This is a genomic window from Paludisphaera soli, from assembly GCF_011064595.1.
Classification (GTDB): Bacteria; Planctomycetota; Planctomycetia; order Isosphaerales; family Isosphaeraceae; genus Paludisphaera; species Paludisphaera soli.
Genome location: NZ_JAALJI010000001.1, coordinates 334,435 through 357,399 on the forward strand (window position 1 = coordinate 334,435; position 22,965 = coordinate 357,399).

General features: G+C 71.4%; 13 protein-coding genes. 10 read left to right on the forward strand and 3 right to left on the reverse strand.

Going from position 1 to position 22,965, the window contains the following annotated elements; genetic code table 11:
- The first annotated feature begins 56 nt into the window (after positions 1 to 56).
- Positions 57 to 7,082 (forward strand): hypothetical protein, encoded by a 7,026-nt coding sequence (locus G6O68_RS01235; RefSeq protein ID WP_165243950.1) that lies wholly within the window; start codon positions 57 to 59, stop codon positions 7,080 to 7,082.
- Between the two features lie 30 nt (positions 7,083 to 7,112).
- On the opposite strand, the gene G6O68_RS01240 is transcribed toward G6O68_RS01235, so the two are convergent.
- Entirely contained in the window at positions 7,113 to 8,399 is a 1,287-nt protein-coding gene (locus G6O68_RS01240) for a DUF1501 domain-containing protein (RefSeq protein WP_165243952.1), read from the reverse strand.
- A gap of 34 nt (positions 8,400 to 8,433) precedes the next feature.
- The gene (locus G6O68_RS01245; RefSeq protein ID WP_240910917.1) at positions 8,434 to 10,101 is read right to left on the reverse strand and encodes a DUF1549 domain-containing protein; all 1,668 of its coding nucleotides are present in this window, start codon (positions 10,099 to 10,101) and stop codon (positions 8,434 to 8,436) included.
- A 433-nt stretch (positions 10,102 to 10,534) separates the two neighbouring features.
- Between G6O68_RS01245 and G6O68_RS01250 the strand changes: the two genes are divergently transcribed.
- From G6O68_RS01250 to G6O68_RS01280, 7 genes are all read left to right on the forward strand, one after another.
- Positions 10,535 to 11,263 (forward strand): ABC transporter ATP-binding protein, encoded by a 729-nt coding sequence (locus G6O68_RS01250; RefSeq protein WP_165243954.1) that lies wholly within the window; start codon positions 10,535 to 10,537, stop codon positions 11,261 to 11,263.
- 108 nt (positions 11,264 to 11,371) lie between these two features.
- Complete coding sequence (locus G6O68_RS01255) at positions 11,372 to 14,134, forward strand: Gldg family protein (protein ID WP_240910928.1); 2,763 nt, start codon at positions 11,372 to 11,374, stop codon at positions 14,132 to 14,134.
- 60 nt (positions 14,135 to 14,194) lie between these two features.
- The gene (locus G6O68_RS01260; RefSeq protein WP_165243956.1) at positions 14,195 to 15,727 is read left to right on the forward strand and encodes a DUF4340 domain-containing protein; all 1,533 of its coding nucleotides are present in this window, start codon (positions 14,195 to 14,197) and stop codon (positions 15,725 to 15,727) included.
- Between the two features lie 238 nt (positions 15,728 to 15,965).
- On the forward strand, positions 15,966 to 16,586 hold the full coding sequence (gene ilvN, locus G6O68_RS01265; protein ID WP_165243958.1) for an acetolactate synthase small subunit: 621 nt from the start codon (positions 15,966 to 15,968) through the stop codon (positions 16,584 to 16,586).
- 149 nt (positions 16,587 to 16,735) lie between these two features.
- Positions 16,736 to 17,740 carry a ketol-acid reductoisomerase gene (ilvC, locus tag G6O68_RS01270; RefSeq protein ID WP_165243960.1) on the forward strand — a complete coding sequence of 335 codons (1,005 nt, stop codon included), beginning with the start codon at positions 16,736 to 16,738 and terminating at the stop codon, positions 17,738 to 17,740.
- Between the two features lie 25 nt (positions 17,741 to 17,765).
- Positions 17,766 to 18,707 carry a hypothetical protein gene (locus tag G6O68_RS01275; protein ID WP_165243962.1) on the forward strand — a complete coding sequence of 314 codons (942 nt, stop codon included), beginning with the start codon at positions 17,766 to 17,768 and terminating at the stop codon, positions 18,705 to 18,707.
- A 43-nt stretch (positions 18,708 to 18,750) separates the two neighbouring features.
- Positions 18,751 to 18,981 (forward strand): ferredoxin, encoded by a 231-nt coding sequence (locus tag G6O68_RS01280; RefSeq protein ID WP_165243964.1) that lies wholly within the window; start codon positions 18,751 to 18,753, stop codon positions 18,979 to 18,981.
- Between the two features lie 18 nt (positions 18,982 to 18,999).
- On the opposite strand, the gene G6O68_RS01285 is transcribed toward G6O68_RS01280, so the two are convergent.
- The gene (locus G6O68_RS01285; RefSeq protein WP_165243966.1) at positions 19,000 to 20,112 is read right to left on the reverse strand and encodes an aromatic ring-hydroxylating oxygenase subunit alpha; all 1,113 of its coding nucleotides are present in this window, start codon (positions 20,110 to 20,112) and stop codon (positions 19,000 to 19,002) included.
- A 263-nt stretch (positions 20,113 to 20,375) separates the two neighbouring features.
- Here G6O68_RS01285 and G6O68_RS01290 point away from each other — a divergent pair, with 263 nt between their 5' ends.
- Positions 20,376 to 21,392: a DUF1573 domain-containing protein gene (locus G6O68_RS01290; RefSeq protein WP_240910929.1), complete on the forward strand. Its 1,017-nt coding sequence runs from the start codon at positions 20,376 to 20,378 to the stop codon at positions 21,390 to 21,392.
- Positions 21,393 to 21,594: 202 nt separating this feature from the next.
- A complete protein-coding gene (locus tag G6O68_RS01295; protein WP_165243968.1) occupies positions 21,595 to 22,944 on the forward strand; it encodes a cystathionine beta-synthase in 1,350 nt (449 codons plus the stop codon).
- Positions 22,945 to 22,965: the final 21 nt, after the last annotated feature.

A 22,965-nucleotide genomic window follows, 5' to 3' on the forward strand; every position in this document is an offset into this window, starting at 1 on the left:
CCCTCGCGATCGCCCCCTCGTTTGGCGCGGGGCCGGTCGACGGGGAGCCCCCCGCCGTGATCCGCGTCCGAATCCCTTCGAGTCAGGTGGGCTCCCAGTTCCCGGCCGATACGCCGCTGAAGGTCCTGACGGCGGAAGAGTTCGACGGGCTCCTGCGGACGATCGAGGCCCGGGGTCGCGATCGCGAACGGGGGGGCCCCCGGCTGGTCCGGGCCCGACACCACGCTCGGTTCAGTCCCGGCGTGCTCGTCGGCCGTTCCGAGCTGGTCTCGGCGAGCCCGCCCGGGCCTTCCACGGTCTCGATCGAGCCCTGGTCGCCTGCCATCCTGAAAGGGCCCGAGTCCGCGGCGACGGTCGCGGCCTCGACCGTGGGCAAGACGCTCCTCCGCCTGGAACCGGCGACCGATCCTGCGGTCCCCGGCGAGACGACGACGGTCCTGGAGTGGGAGTTGCGGGCGCGGCCGGACTCGCGGGGCAGGATTTTCGCCCTCTCCTTGCCGGGGGACGAGACGACGAGCCTGACCCTCGACGTGCCGGAGGGTTGGGAGCCCTCGGGTGCGGCGGCCCGCCGCGAGGGACCCTCGCCGGGCGACGGGCCGGGACGCGAGACCTGGCGGTTTCACGGCCGTGTCGGCGGCCTCGACCTCCGGCTGACGAACCTGGCGGAGGCGCGGGCGTCCGGGAACCCGGCCCGGATCTGGGTCGGCGGACCGACCCGGATCGACCTCAACGCCGCGGAAAGACTGGCGACCCGGCCCGTCAACTGGACGACCGACTGGACGTACCAGGCCGACGAGCCCGGCGACGGATCGTTCGCGGTCGAGCTCGATCCCGGGCTGGAGCTGCTGAGCGTCGAGGGGCCGGACGTGCGCGAGTTTCGGGCGGAGCCCGGCGCGCCGGGTAAGGTCGTGGTCACGATGACCGCGACGGGCCACCAGGCGTCCTCCGTACGCTTCCGCGGCCATGCGCGGGTCCCGGCCGAGGGGCCCTGGATCGTGCCGGGGATCCGCCCGCTGGCCCCGCTCTCCTGGACGGGCGGCTCCACGACCGTCGTGCTGGACGAGCGCCACGTCGTCCGCGAGTGCCGCGAACGCGAGGGCCGCCGGGTCCCGCCGCCGCCGGGGGAGGCCGCGAACGCGGCGGCCACGGTGCTCGTCTTCGACTCGTCCTCGCCCGGCCCGGTGGCCGAGCTGACGTTCCGGCCCGCCGGAGTCGAGCCGATCTACGGCGTGCGCGGGCGGATCGCCCTCCGCCCGTCGTCCATCCGGTTCGAATGCGAGGTCTCGGGGCTGGGCCTGCCCGGGTCCGTCCCGGAGCACGAACTGGCGATCTCGCCCGGCTGGGCCGTCGACCGCGTCGAGCTGGCGGGCGTCGAAGAGGCGGTCCCCTGGAGCCGGACCGTCCTCCCCGACGGATCCACCCGGCTCCGCGTGCTGGCACCGGCCTCGGACGCGGCCCCCGGCGGCCGGACTCTCGTCGTGGGGGCGGTCGCGCCCGCCGCCGAGGCCGAAGCCGACGCGCCCGCGAGGCTGATGCTCCCGCGCCTTCGCCCGACCCGCGGGCGGATCGCTGAGGAAGTCTGGGTCGCCTCGATCGAGGGCGGCGTGCAGCTCCAGCCGGGCGCGGTGAAGGGGATCGCCTGGATCGACGCCGCCCAGGCGCCGGGCCTGCTCCCGCCCGCGTCCCCGGCCACGGCGGACCTTCGGCCGGTCCTCGCCTGGCGATGGACGGCCGACGACGCCGAGGCGCCCGTGGAGGTCCGCCGGGCGGACCCGAGCCCCAGGGGCTGGGTGCAACTCAAGGCGAGGCTGGAAGACGACGGCCGGCGAGTGGCGGTCTCGGGCAGCATCACGATCGCCGGGGCGGGCGCGGGGGCCTCCGCGGTCCGGGCCTGGATCGGCGAGCCGGCCGGCGGCCTGTCCGCCTGGACGTTCACCGATGCGGCCACCGGGGCCCGGCTGGCCCCGACGATCCTGGCCGAGCCCGATCGCCGACGACTGGGCTTCCCGGCTGGCGGCGTGGCCCTGGAGTTGACCGCCGAGCCCTCGCTGCGGGGCAGGGCCGCGGTGCGCTTCTCCGCGGCCCTCCCGTGGGACGGGCGTGGGACGATCCCCCTGCCCTGCCTCGCCGGCGTGGACGCGCCTCGGGGCGTCGTGGTGATCGAGACCCCCGAGAAGGTCCGTACGCGGATCGACGGCGAGGGGCTGAGCCGGATCGAACCGTCGCTCGCCGAGGCCCTCGCGCCGGGGCCGGAAGCCTCGGCGCCGGTCCCGGCCGGGGCGGGTTGGAACACACAGGCGTTGACCTATTCGTCGGCCAGCTGCCGCCTCGACCTGGCGACCGAGCCGTTGACCCCGGCACCGACTCCGGGGCTGATCCGCGAGGCCCGGCTGAAGACGCGGGCGTTCCGCGACGGACGCTCGGCCAACCGCCTCTGGATGCTCGTGGCGGCCGATCAGACGCAGGCGTTGAGCTTCCGGCAGCCGGCCGGGGCCGTGCTGGCCTCGGCGCGGGTGGACGGCCGCGCCGTCGACCCCATTCGCTCGGGAGGCCGGATGACGATCCCCCTGCCCCCCGGAACCGGCGATGGGACGCGCGCCGTGGTGCTGGACTACCGGATCGAATCGGCGGGCCCTCCGGGAGACGGGCTGCTCCGGCCCGCGGCGCCCGAGATCGACCTCCCCTGCCTCTCGTTCAGTTGGGACCTGTCCTTGCCGCCCGGCGAGCTGTTCGGCGAGGCCGGCCCGGGATTCGTGGTCGACGCGGCCGAGCCCCGTCCGGTCTGGCCTTTCGGGGCCCTGGGGGTCTCCCGATGGCGTTGGCCCGGCGAGCGCCCCGCGACGCGGGCGCCGCGGGAGGACGCCCTTCGGCGGCTCGACGACCTGCTCGGCGAGTCTCCGGGCGAGGACCTGACGCTCGCCGAGGCCTTCATGCGCTGGGACGCCTCGCCCGAGCCGCTGCTCGTGGATCGCTCGGCCCTGGCCGCGGAAGGGATGGGGCCTCGATCGCGATTCGCCCCGATCCCCCCCGACCCCGGGAGGGCGGCGGTATCCCTGTCGGGCCTCCAGGCCCGAGGGCTGACGCTGGTCGTGGTGGACGACGCTCTGGTCGTGACCTCGCGCCGCGCCGCAGGCTCGCCCTCGGGTCCGCCGACGTGGCGCTCGGCCGTGGCGGAGGCGGTCCTTTGGGGATCGGACGCGACCGACCGCTTCCAGTCGGCCGCGCGTTGGCGAGGCGAGCCGACGGCCGCCGAGTCGTCATCGGTCGTACCGATCGACGGCCGGGATCGGGCCCCGGGCTGGTCGACCTGGAGGTTGACCGCGAGCGCCTGGCCACCCGCCGACGCCTGGGTCTCGACGGCGGACGCCGGCACGCGCGCCCTGACGGGGTGGGCCGCCGCGCTCGTGGTGCTGGCCGTCGGGCTCCGCCGCGCCGTCTCGCCGCGCCGCGGCCTGATCGCCCCCCTGCTGCTCATGATCGCCTCGGTTGCCCTGCACGACTGGTGGGCGGCGGTCCCCGCCCCGCTGACCGCCGGGGTCTTCGTCGGGGCCTTCGTGACGCTGCTCATCCGCCTGGGCCGGCTCCTGCGCTCGACGTTCCGGGAACGCCGGGGCGCGACCGGCCCGTCGCGTCGCGGCGGGACGGCCCTGCTCCGACGTCGCGGGTTCCGCGCGGCCGCCTGGGCCCTCGCGGCCGCCGGGCTCTCTCGGGCCTCCGCCGATCCGGCACCGGGCGAGGTCGCCCCGATCGTCGCCCTGCTCCCCTACGACGGGGAGTTCGATCCCGCCGCGGCCCCTTCGCTGGTGATCCTCCGCCAGGCCGACCACGAACGCCTCCGCGGCTGGTCCGAGGCCCCGCCGCCCCCGGCCGAGGAGCGCGCCGCGATCGTCATGGCCGAGCATCGGATCGCCCGCGCGGCCGAGCCCGACCTGACCGTGGAGAGCACCTACACTGTGCGCGTCGACGACGGACCGGCCACGGCGTTCGAGTTCCCCGTCGGCGGCGCCCGCGACCTGGCCGCGACGCTGGCAGAGGATCCTGTGCCCGTGATCGTCAAGCCGGGGGGCGAGGTCGCGGCGGTCGTCCTGCCCGGAGGCCGAACCAGTCGGCTTCGGATCCGACGCTCCGTCACGCCGGACCGCGACGGCTCCCTAGATACGATCGACCTGAAGATCAACCGTTCGCCGTCCGCACGCCTGACGCTTGATCAGCCCCCGGGGGCCCGGCCGGTTCAGCAACTGGCGGCTCGGGGCCGCGTGGTCGCCAAAGGGGACCAGACGATCGAGGCGGTCCTCGGGCCCGTGGACCGGATCGGCGTCTCCTGGACCTCGGCCGAGCCGGAGGTCGGCCAGCCCTCGGCGACCGTCGAGAGCCTGATGCTCTGGGACCTGGACCCGGCGGGCGAGCGAGTCCGCGCCCGGCTGACCTACCGCACCCGGCGGCGGACCTCGACGATCCGGATCGCCCTGGAGCCCGGCCTGGTGCCGCGATCAGTCCAGATCCCGGGGCTGGTCGACGCGTCGTGGGCGGGGACGGACCAGAACCCCGAGTGGATCGCCCGGGTGGATCCCCCTCTGCCGGATCGGACGACCGTGTTCCTGGACTTCTGGCGTCCCTTGCGCACCGACGCCGCCGCCGGGATCGAAGGGCCGACGGCCCGGCGCTTCCCGCGCCTCGAACCCCTGGGCGTGGACCGCGAGGCGGGACTCCTGGCCGTCCGACGGCCGGGGCACTGGACGGGCCGGCTCGAACCGCCAAGGGACGCCGAGCCTGTGGGCGACGAGAGCTTCGTCCGGTCGTGGGGGGCCCTGCCCGACGACGTCCTGACCTTCGCCGGGACCGTCCGATTCAAGCCCCAGGACGTCGTCGAGTTCCGGACCGGGCCGACTCCCACGCGATGGCGGCGCAGGCCGGCGGTCCAGCTCCAGATCGAGGCCGGGCGGGTCGACTGCCGCTACGAGGTCGAGATGTCGGAGATTTCGGGCCTCCTCGATCGCGCGGAGCTGGCCCTGCCGGCCGAGCTGCTCGTGCTGGATGTCGAGTCGCCCGGCATGACCGACTGGAGCCGACCGCCGGGCGAGCCCCTCCGCGTCCGTTTCGACCGGATCGATCTGAAGTCCCGGCGCACGATCACGGTGCGTGGCAGGATCCCGGTGTCGCAGCTCGGGCCCGGACCCGGCCCGCGACAGCACCGAATCCGGCTCCCGTGGGTCGACCCCTCGGAAGGGCGAGACGCGGCGGGGACGCTGGAGGTCCTCTCGCGAGGGGGCGTCGACCTGCCAACCACGCCCGGGGGAGCGACGCTCGTGTCGTCCGAACCCTCGGACTCCGGCGATTCGCGGATCCGGCAGACCTATCGAATCGACGACCCGGGCCGCGTGGGCGAGCTGCGATGGGCCCCCCGGCCCCCGCGCACGAACGTGGTGGTCGGGAGCCAGGCGACAATCCATCCCGACTCGGCCGAGTGGGTCGCCGTGCTCCGCTACGAGGTCGCGGGGGGGCCGCTGGACGCGATCCATCTGAAGGTGCCCGCCGCCTGGGCGGGGGACGACGCGCGAATACGGCTCGCGGGGCGGGACCACCAGCTCACGACCGAGTCTCGAGACGGCTGGACGTTCTGGACCATCACCCCCGATCGGCCGATCTGGGGGTCCCAGCGGCTGGTCCTGAGGTCCCGCTCGCCGATCGCCTCGGGCCAGGAGATGGCCTTCCCGCAGGTCGTCCCGCTGGGGCAAGGGCTGGTCGACACGTCGATCGCGTTGGTGTTCGCCACGGAGTCGGTGCCGACGACGGCCGGATCGGCCGGGCTCCGGCAGATCTCCTACGCAGGGCGATTCCAGGACGAGGAGTTCGGGGGCGCGACCGGCCTGGCCGCGCGGGCCTATCACGTCGAGGTCGAGAGCGATAAATGGTCGCTCGTCGTCCAGGCCCCGCCGGGCGAGGACGTGGGGGCGGACGCCGACGGTTCGTTCGCGAGGGTGCGCGACGCGGACGTCGCCTGCGTGCTGGCGGCCGACGGCTCGATGCTCGGCTCGGCCTCGTATCGGACCGAGCCGCGATCGGGCCAGTTCCTCATCATCGCGCCGCCGGGGCGCGGGCGGCTGCTCCGGGCCGCGGTGGACGGCGCGGCGGTCACGCCTCTCCTGGACCGGGAGTCTCGGTGGACGGTCCCGCTGGGCGACCAGACCGCCAGGGTCGTCAGCCTGACCTGGGCCGTGGACCGCCCCGCCGCCGGCGCGGGAGGGGGGGCCCTGGCCCTCGACCTGCCCCGGGTGGGGGACGGCCGCACCCCGACCCTGCTCAGCGTCCACGTCCCGGCGGAGGCGACCCTCAAGGCCTCCTCGGTGGGCCTGACGCCGATCGCGCCGGAACGTCTCCAGCTGGATCGGGCCGACCGCGCGGCCCGGCGGGCCTTCGACCTGATCGCGGCGATGGATCGCGGGTCGGGTCGCGACCGGGGCCTGCTGGTTTCGCTCCTCATCGAGCACGAGTCGGCCCTGCGCGGTGCCGAGCGTGTACTGGCGGCGGCCTCCAAGGGCGCGGACCGGGCGCGTCGAGACCGCGCGGCTCGCGACCTGGAGGTGGTCAAGGCGTCGCGCCTCCAGGTCGTCGAGGCGCTTCGCTCGACCGGCCTGGACGAGCCGGTCGCCGCCGCATGGTCCTACCTCGGACTTCGCGGGAAGGGCCCGGACGTGGCCCCGAGCGGCGCGGGCGTACCCGAGCAGGTCGACCGCGAGCGGGTGCGTCGGCTGGGGCGGCCGGCCTACTTCGCCGGGCCGGCGCCGGGGCTGACCGACCCGCCGATGCGCCTGGAGGTCGAAGGCGATCGCGCGCCGGAGTACGTCGCGGTCAGCGAGGGCCGCGCGCGCTCGCTGCTCCTTCTGGCCCTGCTGATGGGCCTGGGTCTGGCGGGATTGACCTCGGCCGGCCAGGCCGGGGCGCAGAGCCTGATCGCCGCCGCGACGCTCTCGCTGGCGGCGGTCGCGGGGGGGCCGCTGGCGCTCTCGGCCGGCGCCGCCGCCCTGGCGTGGGGTTGGCTGACGCGAGGGCCCGCCCCGCGCGAGGCGGGGTCGGGCTTCTGACGCGCGGCGAGGCCGGACGAGTCCCCGGGTTCAGCCCACCAGCTCGGCGATCGGGGTGCCGCCGTCGACGACCTTCATCGGCCGGCCCCGCGGCGAGGTGTACTGGGTGTCCAGGCCGATGCCCATCGTCTTGGTCATCGTGGCGACCAGATCCATGACGCCGATCGGCCGGTCGGAGACGTCCACGCCGTCCTTGTCGGTCGAGCCGACGACCTGGCCGGACTTCATGCCGCCCCCACCCATAACGACCGACCAGCTCCGGGGCCAATGGTCGCGGCCGGCGTTCTGGTTGATCCGGGGCGTGCGCCCGAACTCTCCCATCCAGACGATCATCGTCGTGTCCAGCAGTCCCCGGCTCGCCAGGTCGGCCGTCAGGGCGCCCATGCCCTGGTCCAGCTCGGGGAGGAGGCGGTTCGAGAGGGCGTCGAAGTTGTCGGCGTGGGTGTCCCAGCCCCCCATCGCGACCTCGACGTACGTCACCCCCTGCTCGACCAGCCGTCGGGCCAGCAGGCAGCCCGACCCGAACGAGTGCTTGCCGTAGGCCTCGCGGACCGCCGGGGACTCGGAGTCGAGCTTGAAGATGTCCTTGTACTTGGAGTTCATCATCCGGATCGTCTTCGCGTAGACCGCCTTGTGGTCGACGGCCGGCGCCGCCCCGCGCTGCTTGATGAACTCGTTCTCGACGCGGCTGAGGAGCTGGAGCCGGCGGTCGAGCCGCATCTCGTCCACGTCGGCCGGCGGCGCGAGGTTGGCGATCGGCGCGTTGGGGTTCTGGACCATGAAGGGAGTGTACGACATCCCCAGGAAGCCCGCCCCCTGGCCGGGGGTGTTGATCGAGACGCAATGGGGGAGGTCGAAGTCGTCGAGCCGGCCGCCGATCTCGAAGGCCGCCGTCGAGCCCCATCCGGGGTGGACGACGGTCGGGTTGGGGACGTATCCCGTGTGCATCAGGTACGTCCCGCGCTCGTGGTTGCCCTCCTTGGAGTCGAGCGAGCGGAGGACGTTGAGGTGGTGCATCTGCTTGGCGGTGTTGGGCATGTGCTCGCTGATCATCACGCCGGGGGCGGACGTCGCGATCGGCCTGAACGGCCCGCCGTTCTTCTCGCTGTCGGGCTTGAGGTCCCAGATGTCGAGGTGGCTGGGGCCGCCCGACATCCAGAGCACGATGCAGCTGCGATGGGCCTTCTTCGCCGCCGCGGCGTTCGCGCGGAGACTGGAGAAGAACTGCGCCGCCGGGATCCCGAGCGCCGTCGCGGCGAGGTGGCCCAGGAAGTGCCGGCGGTGCATCCCGCGCGGGGTGACGAGAGGGGGCGTCATGAGCTTCGGCTCCTTGGGGACGTCCGCGTCGGGGTCAATGGATCAGGATGAACTCGTTGGAGTTCAAGAGGGCCCAGAAGAGGTCCTGCAGGTACGGCAGGGCGTCGGGGTACGACTCCAGATACCGCACGGAAGCGTTCCGCTCGGAGGCGGTCGGGAAGCGGCTGAGCGCGGCCAGGTGGAGCTGATCCACCATGAACGAGGCCGGCGACCGCCGCTGGCGGCCGGCCTGATCCAGGGCGTCGGCCAGGAAGCTCCCCGGCTTGCCGGAGAGGGCGTCGCGCATGAGATCGCCGTTCATCATCATGAGCGACTGGGGGATGGTCCCCTGGAAGCTCGTCGCCTCGTCCCCCTCGTCGTTGCCGAAGGCGAACAGGAACTGCCGCATCCAGGCCTCGCGCTTGGCGTCGTCGCGGCCCGAGCCGGCCCGATGGGCGGCGGTGGCGGTCAGGAGCGAGTCGAAGAGCTGCTCCGGAGACATGGGGCGTAGGGCCATTGCGCTGAACAGGTCGTCCTCGGGGCGGGACTTGCCCGGCCGGAGGCTCGAAGCCTGGTACGCGGCCGACGAGGTGATCCAGCGGACCAGCTGCTTGACGTCGCAGCCCCCCTCCCGGAATTCCTCGGTCAGCTTGTCGAAGACCTCCGGGAGCGCGGGCTGGTTGTGCGGGCCGATGTCGTCGACCGGGTTGACGAACCCCCGCCCCAGGAAGTGGGCCCAGGTCCGGTTGACCATCGCGCGGGGGAGCAGGTCGCTCTCCGGGTCGGTGATGAACTTCGCCAGCTCCACCCGGCGGACGACGCCGTCGGGCTTCTCGATCTTGCGGCCGTCGATGAACTTGGGGAAGGCCACGCCCATCATGCCGTTGCGGCGGTCGAAGCGGGCGAAGGCGTCGGTGGGGGCGTCGGACAGCTCCATGTGGTCGAACTTTTCGACACCGGCGGCGTCGACGGCCCGCTTCTCCTCGGCCTTCAGGCCCCGGAAGAACGCGTTGACACCCCAGAAATCGGCCTGCTTCCAGTCGTTCTGGGGGTGGTCGTGGCACTGGACGCACTGGAGCTGCTGGCCGAGGAACAGCCGGGTCGTCCGCGAGGTCAGCGGCACGGCCTCGGCCTCCAGGTGGGCCAGCGTGAAGTTGACCGCGCCGTTCTCCTTGTTCGAGCCGCTCGCGGTCACCAGGTCGTAGACGACCTCGTTCCAGGGGCGGCCGGCGGCGAACTGCTTGCGGAGCCAGGCCGTGAGGGCGTCTCGGTCGACGTTGCGCTCCTGGCGGCCCCGGCCGATGAGGAGGTTGGTCCACTCGGTCGCGAAGTTCTTGGGGAAGTCGACGTGGTCCAGCAGCGCGTCGACCAGTGCGGCCCGCTTGTCCGGCTCGCGGGAGGCGAGGAAGGCGCGGGCCTCGGCCACGGTCGGGATGCGGCCCAGGACGTCAAGGTAGGCCCGACGGAGGAACTCGTCGTCGCGGGCGACCTGAGGCGGCTTGAGCCCGGCCTCCTTCCAGGCCTCCTGGAGCAGCGGGTCGAGGAAGTTCACGCTCCCCGGCGAGGCCCGCTCCGAGCCGGCGGACTTGGGGGCCGGCCGGTCGCCGGCCTCGGACCGGATCGCCGCCGAGGCCAGCATCAGGGCCGCGGCCGCCGTCGCGGCGACCGAGCGCCACGTCCCGAAGCCCCCCCGGGCGTCGGTCCTTCCATCACGCTTCGGCATGAAGGGCACTCCCACGTTGATGAGGCCGGGTTGGGCGAACGTGCGCCGGACGGGTCGACGGGCTCGCGGCGACGCGACCGGACGGGGTCGCCGCGTCATCTTTAACCTTATATTACGGCGGGAGCGGGCGGGACGTGACCCTCCTTGAAATAATTCGGCCGGCCCGGTCTGGGTTGATGGGTGCATGGGGTTGGAGAGGACGTCTCCGGCGGCGTTGCATCGCCGTTATCGCGGGCGCATAATGAACCCCTTCCGGCGGATCCGCGTAAGGATGCTTGACGATCGAGCATCCTCGGCGGTCGATCCGCGACCGGAGTCGTGAAGGGCGGTCCCCCCATCGACCGCCGGCCGCTTCCGGAGCGGCGAGGGCCCGCGTCCCGCGCGGGCCGGCCGTAATGAGTCTGTCACCAGGGCCTGGGAGGTACGCATCGGCATGTCTACGCCGGTCATGATCGAAGCCGACGGGCTTTGCAAGCAATTTGGGTCGTTCCTGGCGGTGCGCGACGTGTCGTTCTCGATCCCGAAGGGCCAGGTGGTCGCCTTCCTCGGCCCCAACGGCGCCGGCAAGACGACCACCATGCGACTGCTCACGGGGTTCACCGCGCCCACCCACGGCTCGGCCCGGATCGCCGGGATCGACGTCCAGGAGGACCGCATCGCCGCGGCGGAACGCCTCGGCTACCTCCCGGAGAACGGCCCGCTCTACACCGACATGACCCCCCTGGGCCTGCTCCGGTTCTTCGGCTCGGCGCGCGGGCTCTCGGCCGCGAGGCTCCGCACCCGGCTCGACGAGGTCGTCGCCCAGTGCGCCCTGGAGGCCGTGGCCCACAAGCCGATCGCCAAGCTATCGAAGGGCTATCGCCAGCGCGTATCGATGGCCCAGGCGATCCTCCACGACCCCGAGGTCCTGATCCTCGACGAGCCGACCAGCGGCCTCGACCCGAACCAGATCAAGGGGGTCCGCTCCTTGATCCGCGAGCTGGGCCGGACCAAGACCGTGCTGGTCTCGACCCACATCCTCCAGGAGGTCGAGCCCATCGCCGGCCGCGTGCTGTTCATCCACGACGGCAAGATCGTCTTCGACGGCTCGCCGGCCGACCTCGCGAAGCGCAACGGCTCGCTCGAGGAAGCCTTCTACAAGCTGACCGCCCAGCCGGTCTGACCCGACGCCGACTTCGCACCGACATCCGCATGGAAGGCCCGGGGGGCCCGTCCCGCCCCCCGCCGCCCGTTTCCCGACCATTTGACGCCCCAATCGAGGAATCCCGCGGTGGCCACGCTTCAAACCGAATCCAGCAAGCAGCCCGCGCCCGCCGTCGCCCGACCGGCGCGGGCCGCGATCCGCCCGTTCCGGGCCAACGTCATCTGGGCCGTCTTCAAGCGCAACTTCCAGAGCTACTTCAGCAACCCGACCGGCTACGTGTTCATCACGCTGTTCGTGCTGGTCAGCTCCATCCTCGCCTTCTGGATGCCCGAGTTCTTCACGAGCAACCTGGCGAACCTGGACCAGTTGAACACCTACATCCCGTACCTCCTGCTGCTGTTCGTCCCGGCGATCACGATGAGCCTCTGGGCCGACGAGCGGCGGCAGGGGACCGACGAGCTGCTCTTCACCCTGCCGGCCCACGACCTCGACGTCGTCCTGGGCAAGTACCTGTCGGCCGTGGGGATCTACACCGTCGCCCTGCTCTTCTCGACGAGCCACCTGCTGGTGCTCTCCTACCTGGGCTCGCCCGACGCGGGGGTGATGTTCTCGACCTACCTCGGCTACTGGCTCATGGGGTCCATGCTGATCGCCGTGGGGATGGTGGCGTCGCTGCTGTCGTCGAACGTCACGGTCGCGTTCATCCTGGGGGCTCTCTTCTGCGCCCTGCCGATCTTCGTGGGGCGGCTGGGCTCGTCGACCGGCGGCAACCTCCGCCGCCAGCTCGAAGGCTGGTCGGTCCCCTCGCAGTTCGCCGACTTCGGCGACGGCGTGATCTCCCTCTCGGCCGTCTTCTACTTCGTCTCGCTCGCGGCGGCGATGATCTACCTGAACATGCTCCTCCTGGGCCGGCGCCACTGGGCCGGCGGCGAGTCGAGCAAGGGCCTGGGCCTGCACTCCGCGGCCCGGCTGGCGCTGCTCCTCGTCGCCCTCTTCAGCGCCAACGTCCTGATCGAGCATTGGGACCGGCGGGCCGACGCCAGCAGCGAGAGGCTGAACACCCTCTCCGCCGAGTCGATCGAGCTGATCGGCAAGATCCCGACCGACCGTCCGGTCTTGATCCAGGCCTACTACAGCCCGGAGGTCCCGAGCGAGTACGTCGAGGCCCGGAACGACCTGCTGCGCTACCTGAAGGAGTACCAGGCCCGCAGCGGCGGCCGGCTCCAGCTCAACCTGATCCCGACCGAGGTCTATTCCGAGGCCGCGCGCGACGCCGAGAAGCGGTTCGGCATCGAGCCCCGGCGGGTCTTCTCCCAGGACCAGGCCAAGCAGAGCTCGTCCGAGATCTTCCTGGGCGTCGCCTTCACGTCGGGCCTGGAAGAAGTGGTCATCCCCTTCTTCGACCGCGGCCTGCCCGTGGAGTACGAGCTGACCCGGTCGATCCAGGTCGTCTCGCGGAGCGCCCGCAAGAAGGTGGGGATCCTCACGACCGACGCCAAGTTGATGGGGGGCTTCGACCAGCGGAGCTTCGGCCAGACCCCCGAATGGTCGATCGTCAGCGAGCTGAAGAAGCAGTACGAGGTCAGCACGGTCGCCCCCGACGCCCCGATCGCCACCGACCTGGGTGTGCTGCTGGTGGCCCAGCCGTCGTCGCTGACCCAGCCCCAGATCGACAACCTGACGGCCTACGTCAAGGCCGGCGGGCCGACGCTCCTGCTGATGGACCCGTTCCCGGTCGACAACCCGCAGATCGCCCCCGAGGTCCCCAAGGCGCCCCCGGGCGGACCGTTCGGCGGCGGCGCCCAGCCCGAGCCGAAGGGGAACCTCCAGCCGCTCCTGGACCTGATGGGCCTCGACTGGCCGTCGACCGAGATCGTCTGGAACACCTACAACCCGCACCCGCAGCTGGCCGACATGCCCCCCGAGGTCGTCTTCATCGGCCGCGGCAGCGGCGAGGCCGACGCCTTCAACCCCGACCAGCCGGCCACCTCGGGCCTCCAGGAGATCGTCGCCCTCTTCCCCGGCCTGCTCCGGTCCAGGTCCGGCGGCGCGGGGCCCGAGTTCACCCCGCTCTTGCGGACGAGCGACCAGGGGGGCGTGATCGCCTGGTCCGAGGCCGTTCAGCAGGGCTTCATGGGGGTCTCCGGCGTCAACCCCCGCCGCCGCCACTTCGCCAGCGGCACCGGCTACACGATCGCCGCTCGGATCAAGGGCGCTCCCCAGGCCGAGCCCCCCAAGGCCGAGGCGAAGAAGGACGAGAAGCCTGCCGACGCCAAGCCCGCCGACGTCAACGTCATCGCCATCGCCGACCTGGACATGGTCTCCGAGCAGTTCTTCGAGATCCGCCGCCGCAAGATCGAGAACCTCGACTTCGACAACGTCACCTTCGTGCTCAACTGCGTCGACGTCCTGGCCGGCGACGAGTCGTTCGTCGCCCTCCGCAAGAAGCGGCCCCAGCACCGCACGCTGACGGCGATCGAGAACCAGACCCGTTTCTTCCTGGAAGACCTCCAGAAGCAGACAAAGGTCGCCGAGGACGCCGCCAAGGCCAAGCTCGACGAGGCCCAGAAGGCCTTCGAGAAGCAGGTCGACCAGGTCCGCTCCCGCACCGACCTCGACGAGCGCACCAAGGAGATCATGCTGACCAACCTCCAGGACGTCGCCCAGCGCCGGCTGGATGTGGAGAAGCAGAAGATCGAGGACGAGAAGCTCAACAGCATCCGCGAGGGGAAGGCCGAGTCCGAGCTCAAGACCCGGGCGATCGAGAACCGGGTCCGCTACCTGGCCGCCGGCGTGCCGCCGCTCCCCCCCCTGATCCTCGGCCTGCTCGTCCTGCTGGCCCGGCTCCGCCGCGAGAACCTCGGCGCCAGCCCCAAGCGGCTGGCCTGACCCGATCGTCGATCGTCGAATGATGCGAGAATCCGAGCAGTTGATCCAAGAGGACCGACGATGACCGAGATATCGAAAACCGGGATCTTCGCGGCCGTCGCCCTGACGCTCGCCAGCCTGGCGATGGTCGCGACCCGCGACCGGACCGTCCGCAGCGACGCGTTCAACGATCAGGGCCAGCCCTTCTTCCCCGACTTCAAGGACCCGCTGGCCTGCACCAACCTGGAGGTGGTCGACTTCGACCCCTCCACAGCCACCGCCTCGCGGTTCCAGGTGAAGTTCGAGAACAATCGGTGGGTCATCCCGTCCCACTACAACTACCCGGCCGACGCCCGCGACCGCCTCTCCAAGACCGCGGCGGCGCTCATGGACCTCACCAAGGACACCATCCGCACCGACTCGCCCGACGATCACGAGGCGATGGGGGTGATCGACCCGCTCGACGCCAAGGTGAGCGCCCTCAAGGGCCGAGGCAAGCGGATCACCCTCCGCGACGCCTCCGAGGGGGTGCTGGCCGATTTCATCATCGGCGAGCCGATCAAGGACCGCTCGGGCCAGTTCTACGTCCGCGTGCCCAGCTCGAAGCGGGTCTACGGCGTGAACCTGAAGGCCGAGCCCTCCACCCGGTTCGCCGACTGGATCGAGACCAACCTGCTGAAGCTCGACGCCGGCAAGATCCGCAAGGTCGAGTTCGACAACTACAAGGTGAACCTGGAACAGGGCTACCAGAAGGGGGAAATCCTCGACGTCGAGCGCAAGAACTCGACCGACCCCTGGACCCTCGCCGGCGGCCTGCCGGAGGACAAGCAGCTCGACGACGACAAGCTCCGGGCGCTCACCACCGCGCTCGGCGACCTCAAGATCGTCGGCGTCCGCGCCAAGCCCGCCGGCCTGACCCGCGACCTGAAGAAGGCCGACGACAAGGGGATCACCCTGTCGGCGTCGACCGTCGCCTCGCTCCAGGGGAAGGGCTTCTACATGACCCGAGACGGCCAGCTCCTCTCGAACCAGGGGGACGTCCGCGTCTACACCGAGGACGGCGTGGTCTACACCCTGCGGTTCGGCGAGGTCACCTTCGGCAAGGGAGACGACCTGTCGGCCGGCACCCCGGACGACGTCGAGACGAAGGCCGACCCGGCGAAGAAGGACGAGACGAAGTCCGAAGGGTCGACCGAGAACCGCTACGTCATGGTCACGGTCGCCTTCGACCCGTCGCTGATCCCGGCCCCCAAAGCCGAGGAGAAGCCGGCCCCCGCCGAGGGCGAGCTGCCCGAGCAGGTCATCGCCCCCGACCCCGCGACGGCCAAGGCCGATGAGGAGAAGGCGGCCCGCGAGAAGGCCGACTACGAGAAGAAGGTCGCCGAGGGCAAGAAGAAGGCCGAGGAGCTGACCGACCGGTTCGCCGCCTGGTACTACTTGACCCCCGGCGACAGCTTCCGCTCGATCAACCTCGACCGCGCGGCGCTGGTGATCCCCAAGAAGCCCAAGGCCGAGGCCGGCCCCGCCGGCTTCCCGGGCGGCTTCCCCGGGGGACCCGGCGGCCTGCCGTCGCTTCCCGGCGGCGGCTCCCTCGGGCTTCCCCCCGAGGAGTGACCGCCCGTCCGAGCCGGCCGCGACCACGTCGGGACGCCCCGAACATCCCCCCGGCGCCGAACCTCTCGGCGACCGGGGGGCTCTGGTTTTCTCGGCATGTCGGCGACGGCGCGAGTTGTGGTACACTGTCGCGTCCGCGTGCGAACGATCCGAACCAGGGCTCCGATTCATCGAAACCGTCGCCGGAATCCGGCCGACGACTCTCGGCGGGCCCGCCGCCGATCTTGAGGAAGTGGTGATGGCAAACGAACCGGCTCAGTCCTCGAACTCCTCCGCCAAGGAACCCTCGCAGACGCGGGGCAACCGCCACGTCCTCTCCGCCCTGGTGCAGAACCGGCCCGGCGTACTCGCCCACGTCTCCGGGATGTTCGCGTCGCGTGGCTACAACATCGACAGCCTGGCCGTCGGCGAGACCGAGGACCCGGTCCTCTCGCGGATCACCGTGGTCGTCAAGGGGGACGAGCGGTACCTGGAGCAGGTCCGCAAGCAGCTCGAGAAGATCGTCACCGTGGTCAAGGTGCACGACATCTCCCGCGAGGACTTCGTCGAGCGCGACCTGATGCTGATCAAGATCAAGGCCACGCCCGCGAACCGGATGGAGATCCAGTCGCTGGTGCAGATCTTCCGGGGCCGGATCGTCGACGTCAGCCCGGACGCGGTCATCATCGAGATCTCGGGCCAGGAGCGCAAGGTCGAGGCGTTCATCGACGCCGTCCGCGACTTCGGCATCCTGGAGCTGGCCCGGACCGGCCGGATCGCCCTTGTCCGCGGCGTCCCCCGGTTCGACGAGCCCGACGCCCCCGCCCCCACCCCGGTCGAGGACGCCGAGCCCATGGTCCACGGCCACTCGGAACTCTGACCCCCCACGCTACGGGCCCCGGCCGAAGACGCCCCCGCCCGGAGTGCATCGACCCGACCTCTGCAACGAACCCGGCCGCCGGACGACCCGGCGCCGGGGCTTCTTTTCCCCCCTCACCTTTCGCTGACGACGCCGACGAGGAGACCGTGATGCCCGCCCAGATGTATTACGACCAGGACGCCGACCTTTCGCTGCTCAAGGGTAAGACGGTGGCGATCATCGGCTATGGCAGCCAGGGGCACGCGCACGCCCAGAACCTGCGCGACTCCGGCGTCAACGTGGTCGTCGGCCAGCGGCCGGGTTCCGCGAACTACGATCTGGCCGTGGACCACGGCTTCAAGCCGGTGTCGGCGGCCGAGGCGGCCGAGGCGGGCTACCTCGTCAACATGCTCCTCCCCGACGAGGTCCAGGGCGACGTCTACAACAAGGATGTGAAGCCGAACCTCAAGCCAGGCGACCTGCTGCTCTGCTCGCACGGCTTCAACATCCACTTCGGCCAGGTCGTCCCGCCCAAGGGCGTGGACAGCGCCCTGGTGGCCCCCAAGGGCCCCGGCCACCTCGTCCGCAGCGAGTACGTCCGCGGCGGCGGCGTCCCCTGCCTGATCGCCACGGCCGACGACTGCTCGGCCGAGGGGAAGGCCAAGGCCCTCGCCTACGCCAAGGGGATCGGCGGCGCCCGCGCCGGCGTCCTCCAGACCACGTTCGCCGAAGAGACCGAGACCGACCTGTTCGGTGAGCAGGTCGTCCTCTGCGGCGGCCTCTCCGCGCTTCTCAAGATGGGCTACGAGACGCTCGTCGAGGCCGGCTACCAGGAAGAGAGCGCGTACTTCGAGTGCGTGCACGAGCTGAAGCTGATCGTCGACCTGATCTATCAGGGCGGCCTCGACTATATGCGGTACAGCATCTCGAACACGGCCGAGTACGGCGACTACATCCGCGGCGAGCAGATCATCACCGAGGACACCCGCGCCGCGATGCGTCGGGCCCTCAAGGAGATCCGCTCGGGCCAGTTCGCCCGCGAGTGGATCCTGGAGAACAAGGCCAACCGCCCCTACTTCAACGCCCGCAAGCAGCTGGAGCGCCAGCACCCAGTCGAGGTGGTCGGCAAGCGGCTGCGGGCGCTGATGCCGTGGATCAAGGCCAAGACCGTCTGAGCCATCCCCCCCGGGACTCCGCCGCATGCCTCGCTTCTGGGAGTGTCCTTCGTGCCGGGCCCTGCTGACCCGCGAGCGCCTCGAGGCGACCGCCGGCCGCTGCCCGTACTGCGACGCCCGCGTCGGAGCCCCCGCCGAGTTCGCGGACCCGGACGCCCCCCCGGCCCATCAGCCGAGGGGGGCGCGGCCCGGGCCCTTCGTCGTCCCCGGGACCGTCGCGGGCAAGCTCGCGGCCTCTTTCCAGCTGCTCTTCGAGCACCTCGCGGTCATCGCGGGCCTGGTGCTGATGATCGCCCTGCCGTCGAACGCGGCGGTCGAGCTGATCGTCGCCCGCAACTTCGACGCGGCCGATCAGTTCGCCGCCTTGCGACTCAAGGTCCTGGTCGACAAGTTCTTCGGCCCGATCGCCGCGGCCGGCGTCGTCACGCTGCTGGCCGCCCGCATGGGCGGGCGGTCGATCACGTTCCTGGAGGCCGTCCGCGCCGGCATCGATTCCTGGCTGAGGGTGCTCGCCGCCCGGATCGTCGCCGCGTTCTTCATCCTCATCTCCTGCTTCGGCTTCCTACTGCCGGGCCTGCCGCCGGCCCTCCGGGCCTTGTTCCTGCTCCCCGGCCTGGTCCTGACGGTCCGCTACTGCCTGGTCGACCAGGTCGCCGTGCTGGAACCGACCCCGATCCTGGAGACCCGCCGACGGAGCGCGGAGCTGGTCTCGGGCCGAGCCTGGCCGATCGTAGGCGCGGCCTCGGCGTCCTTCCTGCTGATCGTGGGCTTCTCGATCCTCGTCGGTCGCGCGGCCGAAGCGGTCGGCATCCTGGAGGACCCGCTGGCGCGGGCGCTCTGCGACTCCGTACTGGACGTCTTCGCCGTCTTCTTCTCGATTCTGCTCTTCCTCTTCTACTGGGAGGCCCGGTCCGAGCGCGAGGGCGACGTCGCCTTCAAGCCGGCCCTGGAGGAATACCCGCTCTGAAGAGGAGCAGGGAGGCCCGCCCCGTGAAGGGCGGTTGAACCCGATGGCCGATCCCGCCCTGAGAACTCCCGAAAACGCATCCGGCCGCTTCTACGTCGATGAGAACTGCATCGACTGCGACCTCTGCCACGAGACCGCCCCCGGCGTGTTCGCCCGCAACGAGGACGAAGGCCGCAGCTTCGTCGCCCGTCAGCCCGCCTCGCCCGAGGAGGAGGCGCTCTGCCGCGAGGCCCTGGAGTCCTGCCCCGTCGAAGCCATCGGCGACGACGGCTGAACCCCCTCGACCGCAGGCCTACTCCGCCCCGCGCACCAGCTTGTCGAAGGCGTGCAGCAGGTCCTCGCGGGGCGAGTACGGCCCCGGCCGATACGCCCGGGACCGCAGCCCGAGCTGCATCTGCTCGCAGACGTGCCAGTCCTGGCGGTTGGTGAGGTCCCAGAAATCGACGGCGGCTCGGGGGTCGAACCCCGGGGCCTCGGTCGACTCGGGCCGGAAGTGCCACTCGCAGACGATTTCGGTCCGCCCCAGGCCTCGGGGCCGGAGCCGGTGCGTCATCAGGTAGTCGGGATGCAGGCTCAGGAGCAGGTTCGGAAGCACCGCATAGTAGTGCACCCGCCGCAGGTCCTCGCCTTGGAGCCCCGGCACGACCTCGCCGACGAGCCGGCCGTCGACCGACAGGGTCTCGATCCCGTCGCGGAGGTCCATGGCCCCGCCGAGGTAGGAGTCGGTCGGAGGGGCGTTCTCGCCGCTGAGGAAGTGGGAGAGCCGCTGGAGCGCCGGGTGGACCCCCGGGCAGTGCAGGCACTCGGAGTAGTTCTGCACGATCAACTTCCAGTTGGCCGCCACGTCGTAGACGATCCGATGGGCGAGCTTCAGCTCCGCCATCCGCCAGGGTCGGAACCTGGCAACGAGGTCTCCGAGCTGCTCGGCGAGGGGCGGCGGGTCGGCGGCGAAGTTCAGGAAGACGTGCCCGTCCCAGTCGTCGGCGCGGGCCTCGACAAGTGGGTAGTCCTCGGCCCGGAAGTGGGGCGATCGGTCCATCCCGGGCGCGCCGAGGAGCCGGCCGGCGAGGTCGTAGGCCCAGGCGTGGTAAGGGCATCGGATCGCCCCGGCGAACGTCCCGGCGGGCTCTTCGCAGAGGCGGGTCCCCCGGTGGCGGCAGACGTTGAAGAAGGCCCGGATCCGCCCGTCGTCGCCCCGGGTCAGGATCAGGCTCTCGTCGCCGATCTCGCGGAGCGTGTAGTCGCCCCGGTCGGGGATCTCGGCCTCGCGGCCGGCGTAGAACCAGCGGCCGAGGAACAGGCGTTCCAGCTCGGTCGCGTGACGGGCCTCGTCGAGGTAGTATTCCGCCGGCAGGCTCAGGGCGTCGGCCGGTAGCGCGGGGCGCGGCTTCTCTTGGTCGCTCATGGCTCACTCGGAGGTGGCGGCCGATCCGGCCCCGGGAGGCGACCTCGCCTTCTCGTCGGGGCCTCCCCATGGTAAGACGCCCGGCCGGGGCCGCCAAGCCGCCCTTACAATCGGACCAGTCGGCGCAACGCGGACCGGGTCGGGGAGCCCGGCGGTCGCGCCGTGAGCGCCGGGGGGGCGGACGCCGATACAAAGTCCCTAGTGGGGGGCGAGGAGCTTCGACGCCCTTCAGATGCCCAGGGTTGGGGTCGCAGGAGGCGATGATGACTCGGCGCAGGATGATCGCGGCCCTCATGGGCTGCCTGGCGGCATGGCAGATCGGGACGACGACGGGCTTCGCGGCGAACTGGGCGGATTCCCTGTTCGCGGAGAAGTCCCACCATTTCGGGCCGGTGCCCCGGGGCGCGAAGGTCAAGCACGAGTTCGTGCTGACGAACCGCCTGGGCGAGCCCGTGACGATCCTCAACCTCCGACCCTCGTGCGGCTGCACCAGCGGCCGGGCGAGCGCCTCGTCGGTCAATCCCGGCGAGTCCGCGACGGTCGAGGCCCAGATGGACACCCGCAACTTCCTCGGCGAGAAGGCCACGATCCTGTTCGTGACCCTGGTGACGGCCAGCGGCCGCGAGGCCGAGGTGCGGCTGTACGTGACCTCGCACATCCTGGCCGACATCGTGCTGAACCCCGGCTCGATCGACTTCGGGACCGTCGTCAAGGGTCAGGCCTCGGCCCAGTCGCTCACGATCGACCGGATCAACGGGGCCAACTGGCGATTCGAGCGGATGGTCTCGGCCAGCCGGGCGATCACGGCCCAGCTCGTGGAGACCAAGCGGGAGCCCAACGGCGCGGTGTCGTACCGCCTGGACGTCGGCATCAAGCCCGACGCCCCCGCCGGCCCGATCCGCGACGAGATCCGCCTGCTGAGCAACGACCGCGAGGCGCGGAGCGTCCCGGTTATGGTCACGGGCTGGGTCCGGGGAGACCTGTCGGCCTCCCCCTCGCTCCTGACGATGGGCGAGGCGGCCTCGGCCGAGGGGAAGCAGGGCAAGTTCATCATCCGCGCCTCCCATCCGTTCGCCATCACCGCCGTCGAGGGGGCCGGCGACGGCTTCTCGGTGTCCCCGACCGACGGGACCCGCAAGGCGATGCACATCCTCTCGGTGGCCTACAAGCCCGAGGAGGGGACGACCCGGGGCGACCTCCGACGCGTCTTCCGCGTCACGACCGACATCCCGGGCGAGCCCCCGCTCGACCTCACGGCCACCATCCACGTCGCCCCCTGACGCGGCGGCCCACCTTACAACGAGTGCAGGCCTCGGACCGGCGTCCCATGACGATGGGGCGTCGGCCGAGTTCATTTCGAATGCCCGCTCGGCCGACCGGGGTCGCCGAGTCGGGCCGGCTTGCTACAATGCCGATAGACTTTGCCGGGGTCGACGCGCCTCTCGATTCGGATCGGAACGCCGCGGACGAGGAGGGCCGGTCATGCAGGGAAGTATCCTGGATCACATCGGACGGACGCCCCTGGTCCCGCTGAGGCGCGTCGCCGAGGGGCTGGCGGCCACGGTCGCGGTGAAGCTGGAGGCCTTGAATCCGGGCGGGAGCATCAAGGACCGTGTGGCGCTGGCGATGATCGAGGACGCCGAAAAACGGGGCAACCTGCGGCCCGGCGGCACGATCATCGAGGCGACGGCCGGGAACACGGGCGTGGGCCTGGCGATGGCCGGCGCCGTCAAGGGCTACCGCTGCATCTTCGTCCTGCCGGACAAGATGAGCGGCGAGAAGCTCCGCCTCCTGGCCGCCTTCGGGGCCGAGATCGTCGTCACCCCGACTTCGGTCCCACCCGACTCGCCCGAGAGCTACAACGGCGTCGCCGACCGCCTGGCGAGGGAGATCCCCGACGCCTGGCGGCCCAACCAGTTCGCGAACCTCGCCAACCCGGACGTCCATTACCGCACGACCGGGCCGGAGGTCTGGGAGCAGTCCGGGGGCCGGGTCACCGTCTTCGTCGCGGGAGCCGGGACCGGGGGCACGCTCTCCGGGGTCGGCAAGTATCTCAAGGAGAAGAATCCCGAGGTCCGCATCATCGGCGCCGACCCCGAGGGCTCGGTCCTCTCGGGAGACTCTCCCAAGCCTTGGAAGGTCGAGGGGATCGGCGAGGACTTCGTCCCCAAGACCCTGAACAGCCACGTCGTGGACGAATGGGTCCGGGTCGGCGACGCCGAGGCGTTCCACGTCGCGCGCGAGCTGGCCCGCAAGGAGGGGATGCTCGTCGGCGGCTCCAGCGGGACGGCCGTCGCCGCCGCCCTGCGGTTCGCCCGCCGACTCACGGCCGACGACCTCGTGGTCGCCCTCTGCCCGGACACCGGCCGGAACTACCTGAGCAAGTACTTCGACGACCAATGGCTCCAGGAGGCCGGGCTGAGCTGGGAGGACGCCCCGAGCGAGTCCGTCGGCGACCTTCTGCGGCACCGAGGGCCCAGGTCGCTGGCGACCGTCACGCCCGAGACGACCGTCCGCGAGGCCGTCGCCGCGATGCAGGACGCCGGGATCTCGCAGCTCCCGGTGGTCGACCGCGGGGTCGCCGTGGGGAGCATCCAGGAGGTGACCGTCGCCCGGATCCTCCACGACCGTCGGGACCCGGCCAAGGTCCCCGTCGGCGAGGTCATGGCCCGCCCCCTCCCCCAGGTCGATGTGAAGATGAACCTCGACGAGGCCTACCGCCTGCTGCTCGCCGGCAACCCCGGCGTGCTGGCGACCTCGGAAGGCGCCGTGGTCGACATCGTGACCCGCATCGACCTCGTCCAGTACTGGAATCGCAACGGCGAACCCTGATCCCACCCCGAACCCGGGACG

Excerpts from the sequence above, each read along its gene's own strand:
- G6O68_RS01240 (WP_165243952.1), bottom strand. The coding sequence starts at position 8,399 with ATGACGCCCCCTCTCGTCACCCCGCGCGGGATGCACCGCCGGCACTTC.
- G6O68_RS01280 (WP_165243964.1), top strand. The coding sequence starts at position 18,751 with ATGGCCGATCCCGCCCTGAGAACTCCCGAAAACGCATCCGGCCGCTTC.
- G6O68_RS01295 (WP_165243968.1), top strand. The coding sequence starts at position 21,595 with ATGCAGGGAAGTATCCTGGATCACATCGGACGGACGCCCCTGGTCCCG.
- G6O68_RS01245 (WP_240910917.1), bottom strand. The coding sequence starts at position 10,101 with ATGCCGAAGCGTGATGGAAGGACCGACGCCCGGGGGGGCTTCGGGACG.
- G6O68_RS01275 (WP_165243962.1), top strand. The coding sequence starts at position 17,766 with ATGCCTCGCTTCTGGGAGTGTCCTTCGTGCCGGGCCCTGCTGACCCGC.
- G6O68_RS01285 (WP_165243966.1), bottom strand. The coding sequence starts at position 20,112 with ATGAGCGACCAAGAGAAGCCGCGCCCCGCGCTACCGGCCGACGCCCTG.
- ilvN (WP_165243958.1), top strand. The coding sequence starts at position 15,966 with ATGGCAAACGAACCGGCTCAGTCCTCGAACTCCTCCGCCAAGGAACCC.
- ilvC (WP_165243960.1), top strand. The coding sequence starts at position 16,736 with ATGCCCGCCCAGATGTATTACGACCAGGACGCCGACCTTTCGCTGCTC.
- G6O68_RS01260 (WP_165243956.1), top strand. The coding sequence starts at position 14,195 with ATGACCGAGATATCGAAAACCGGGATCTTCGCGGCCGTCGCCCTGACG.
- G6O68_RS01250 (WP_165243954.1), top strand. The coding sequence starts at position 10,535 with ATGTCTACGCCGGTCATGATCGAAGCCGACGGGCTTTGCAAGCAATTT.
- G6O68_RS01290 (WP_240910929.1), top strand. The coding sequence starts at position 20,376 with ATGACTCGGCGCAGGATGATCGCGGCCCTCATGGGCTGCCTGGCGGCA.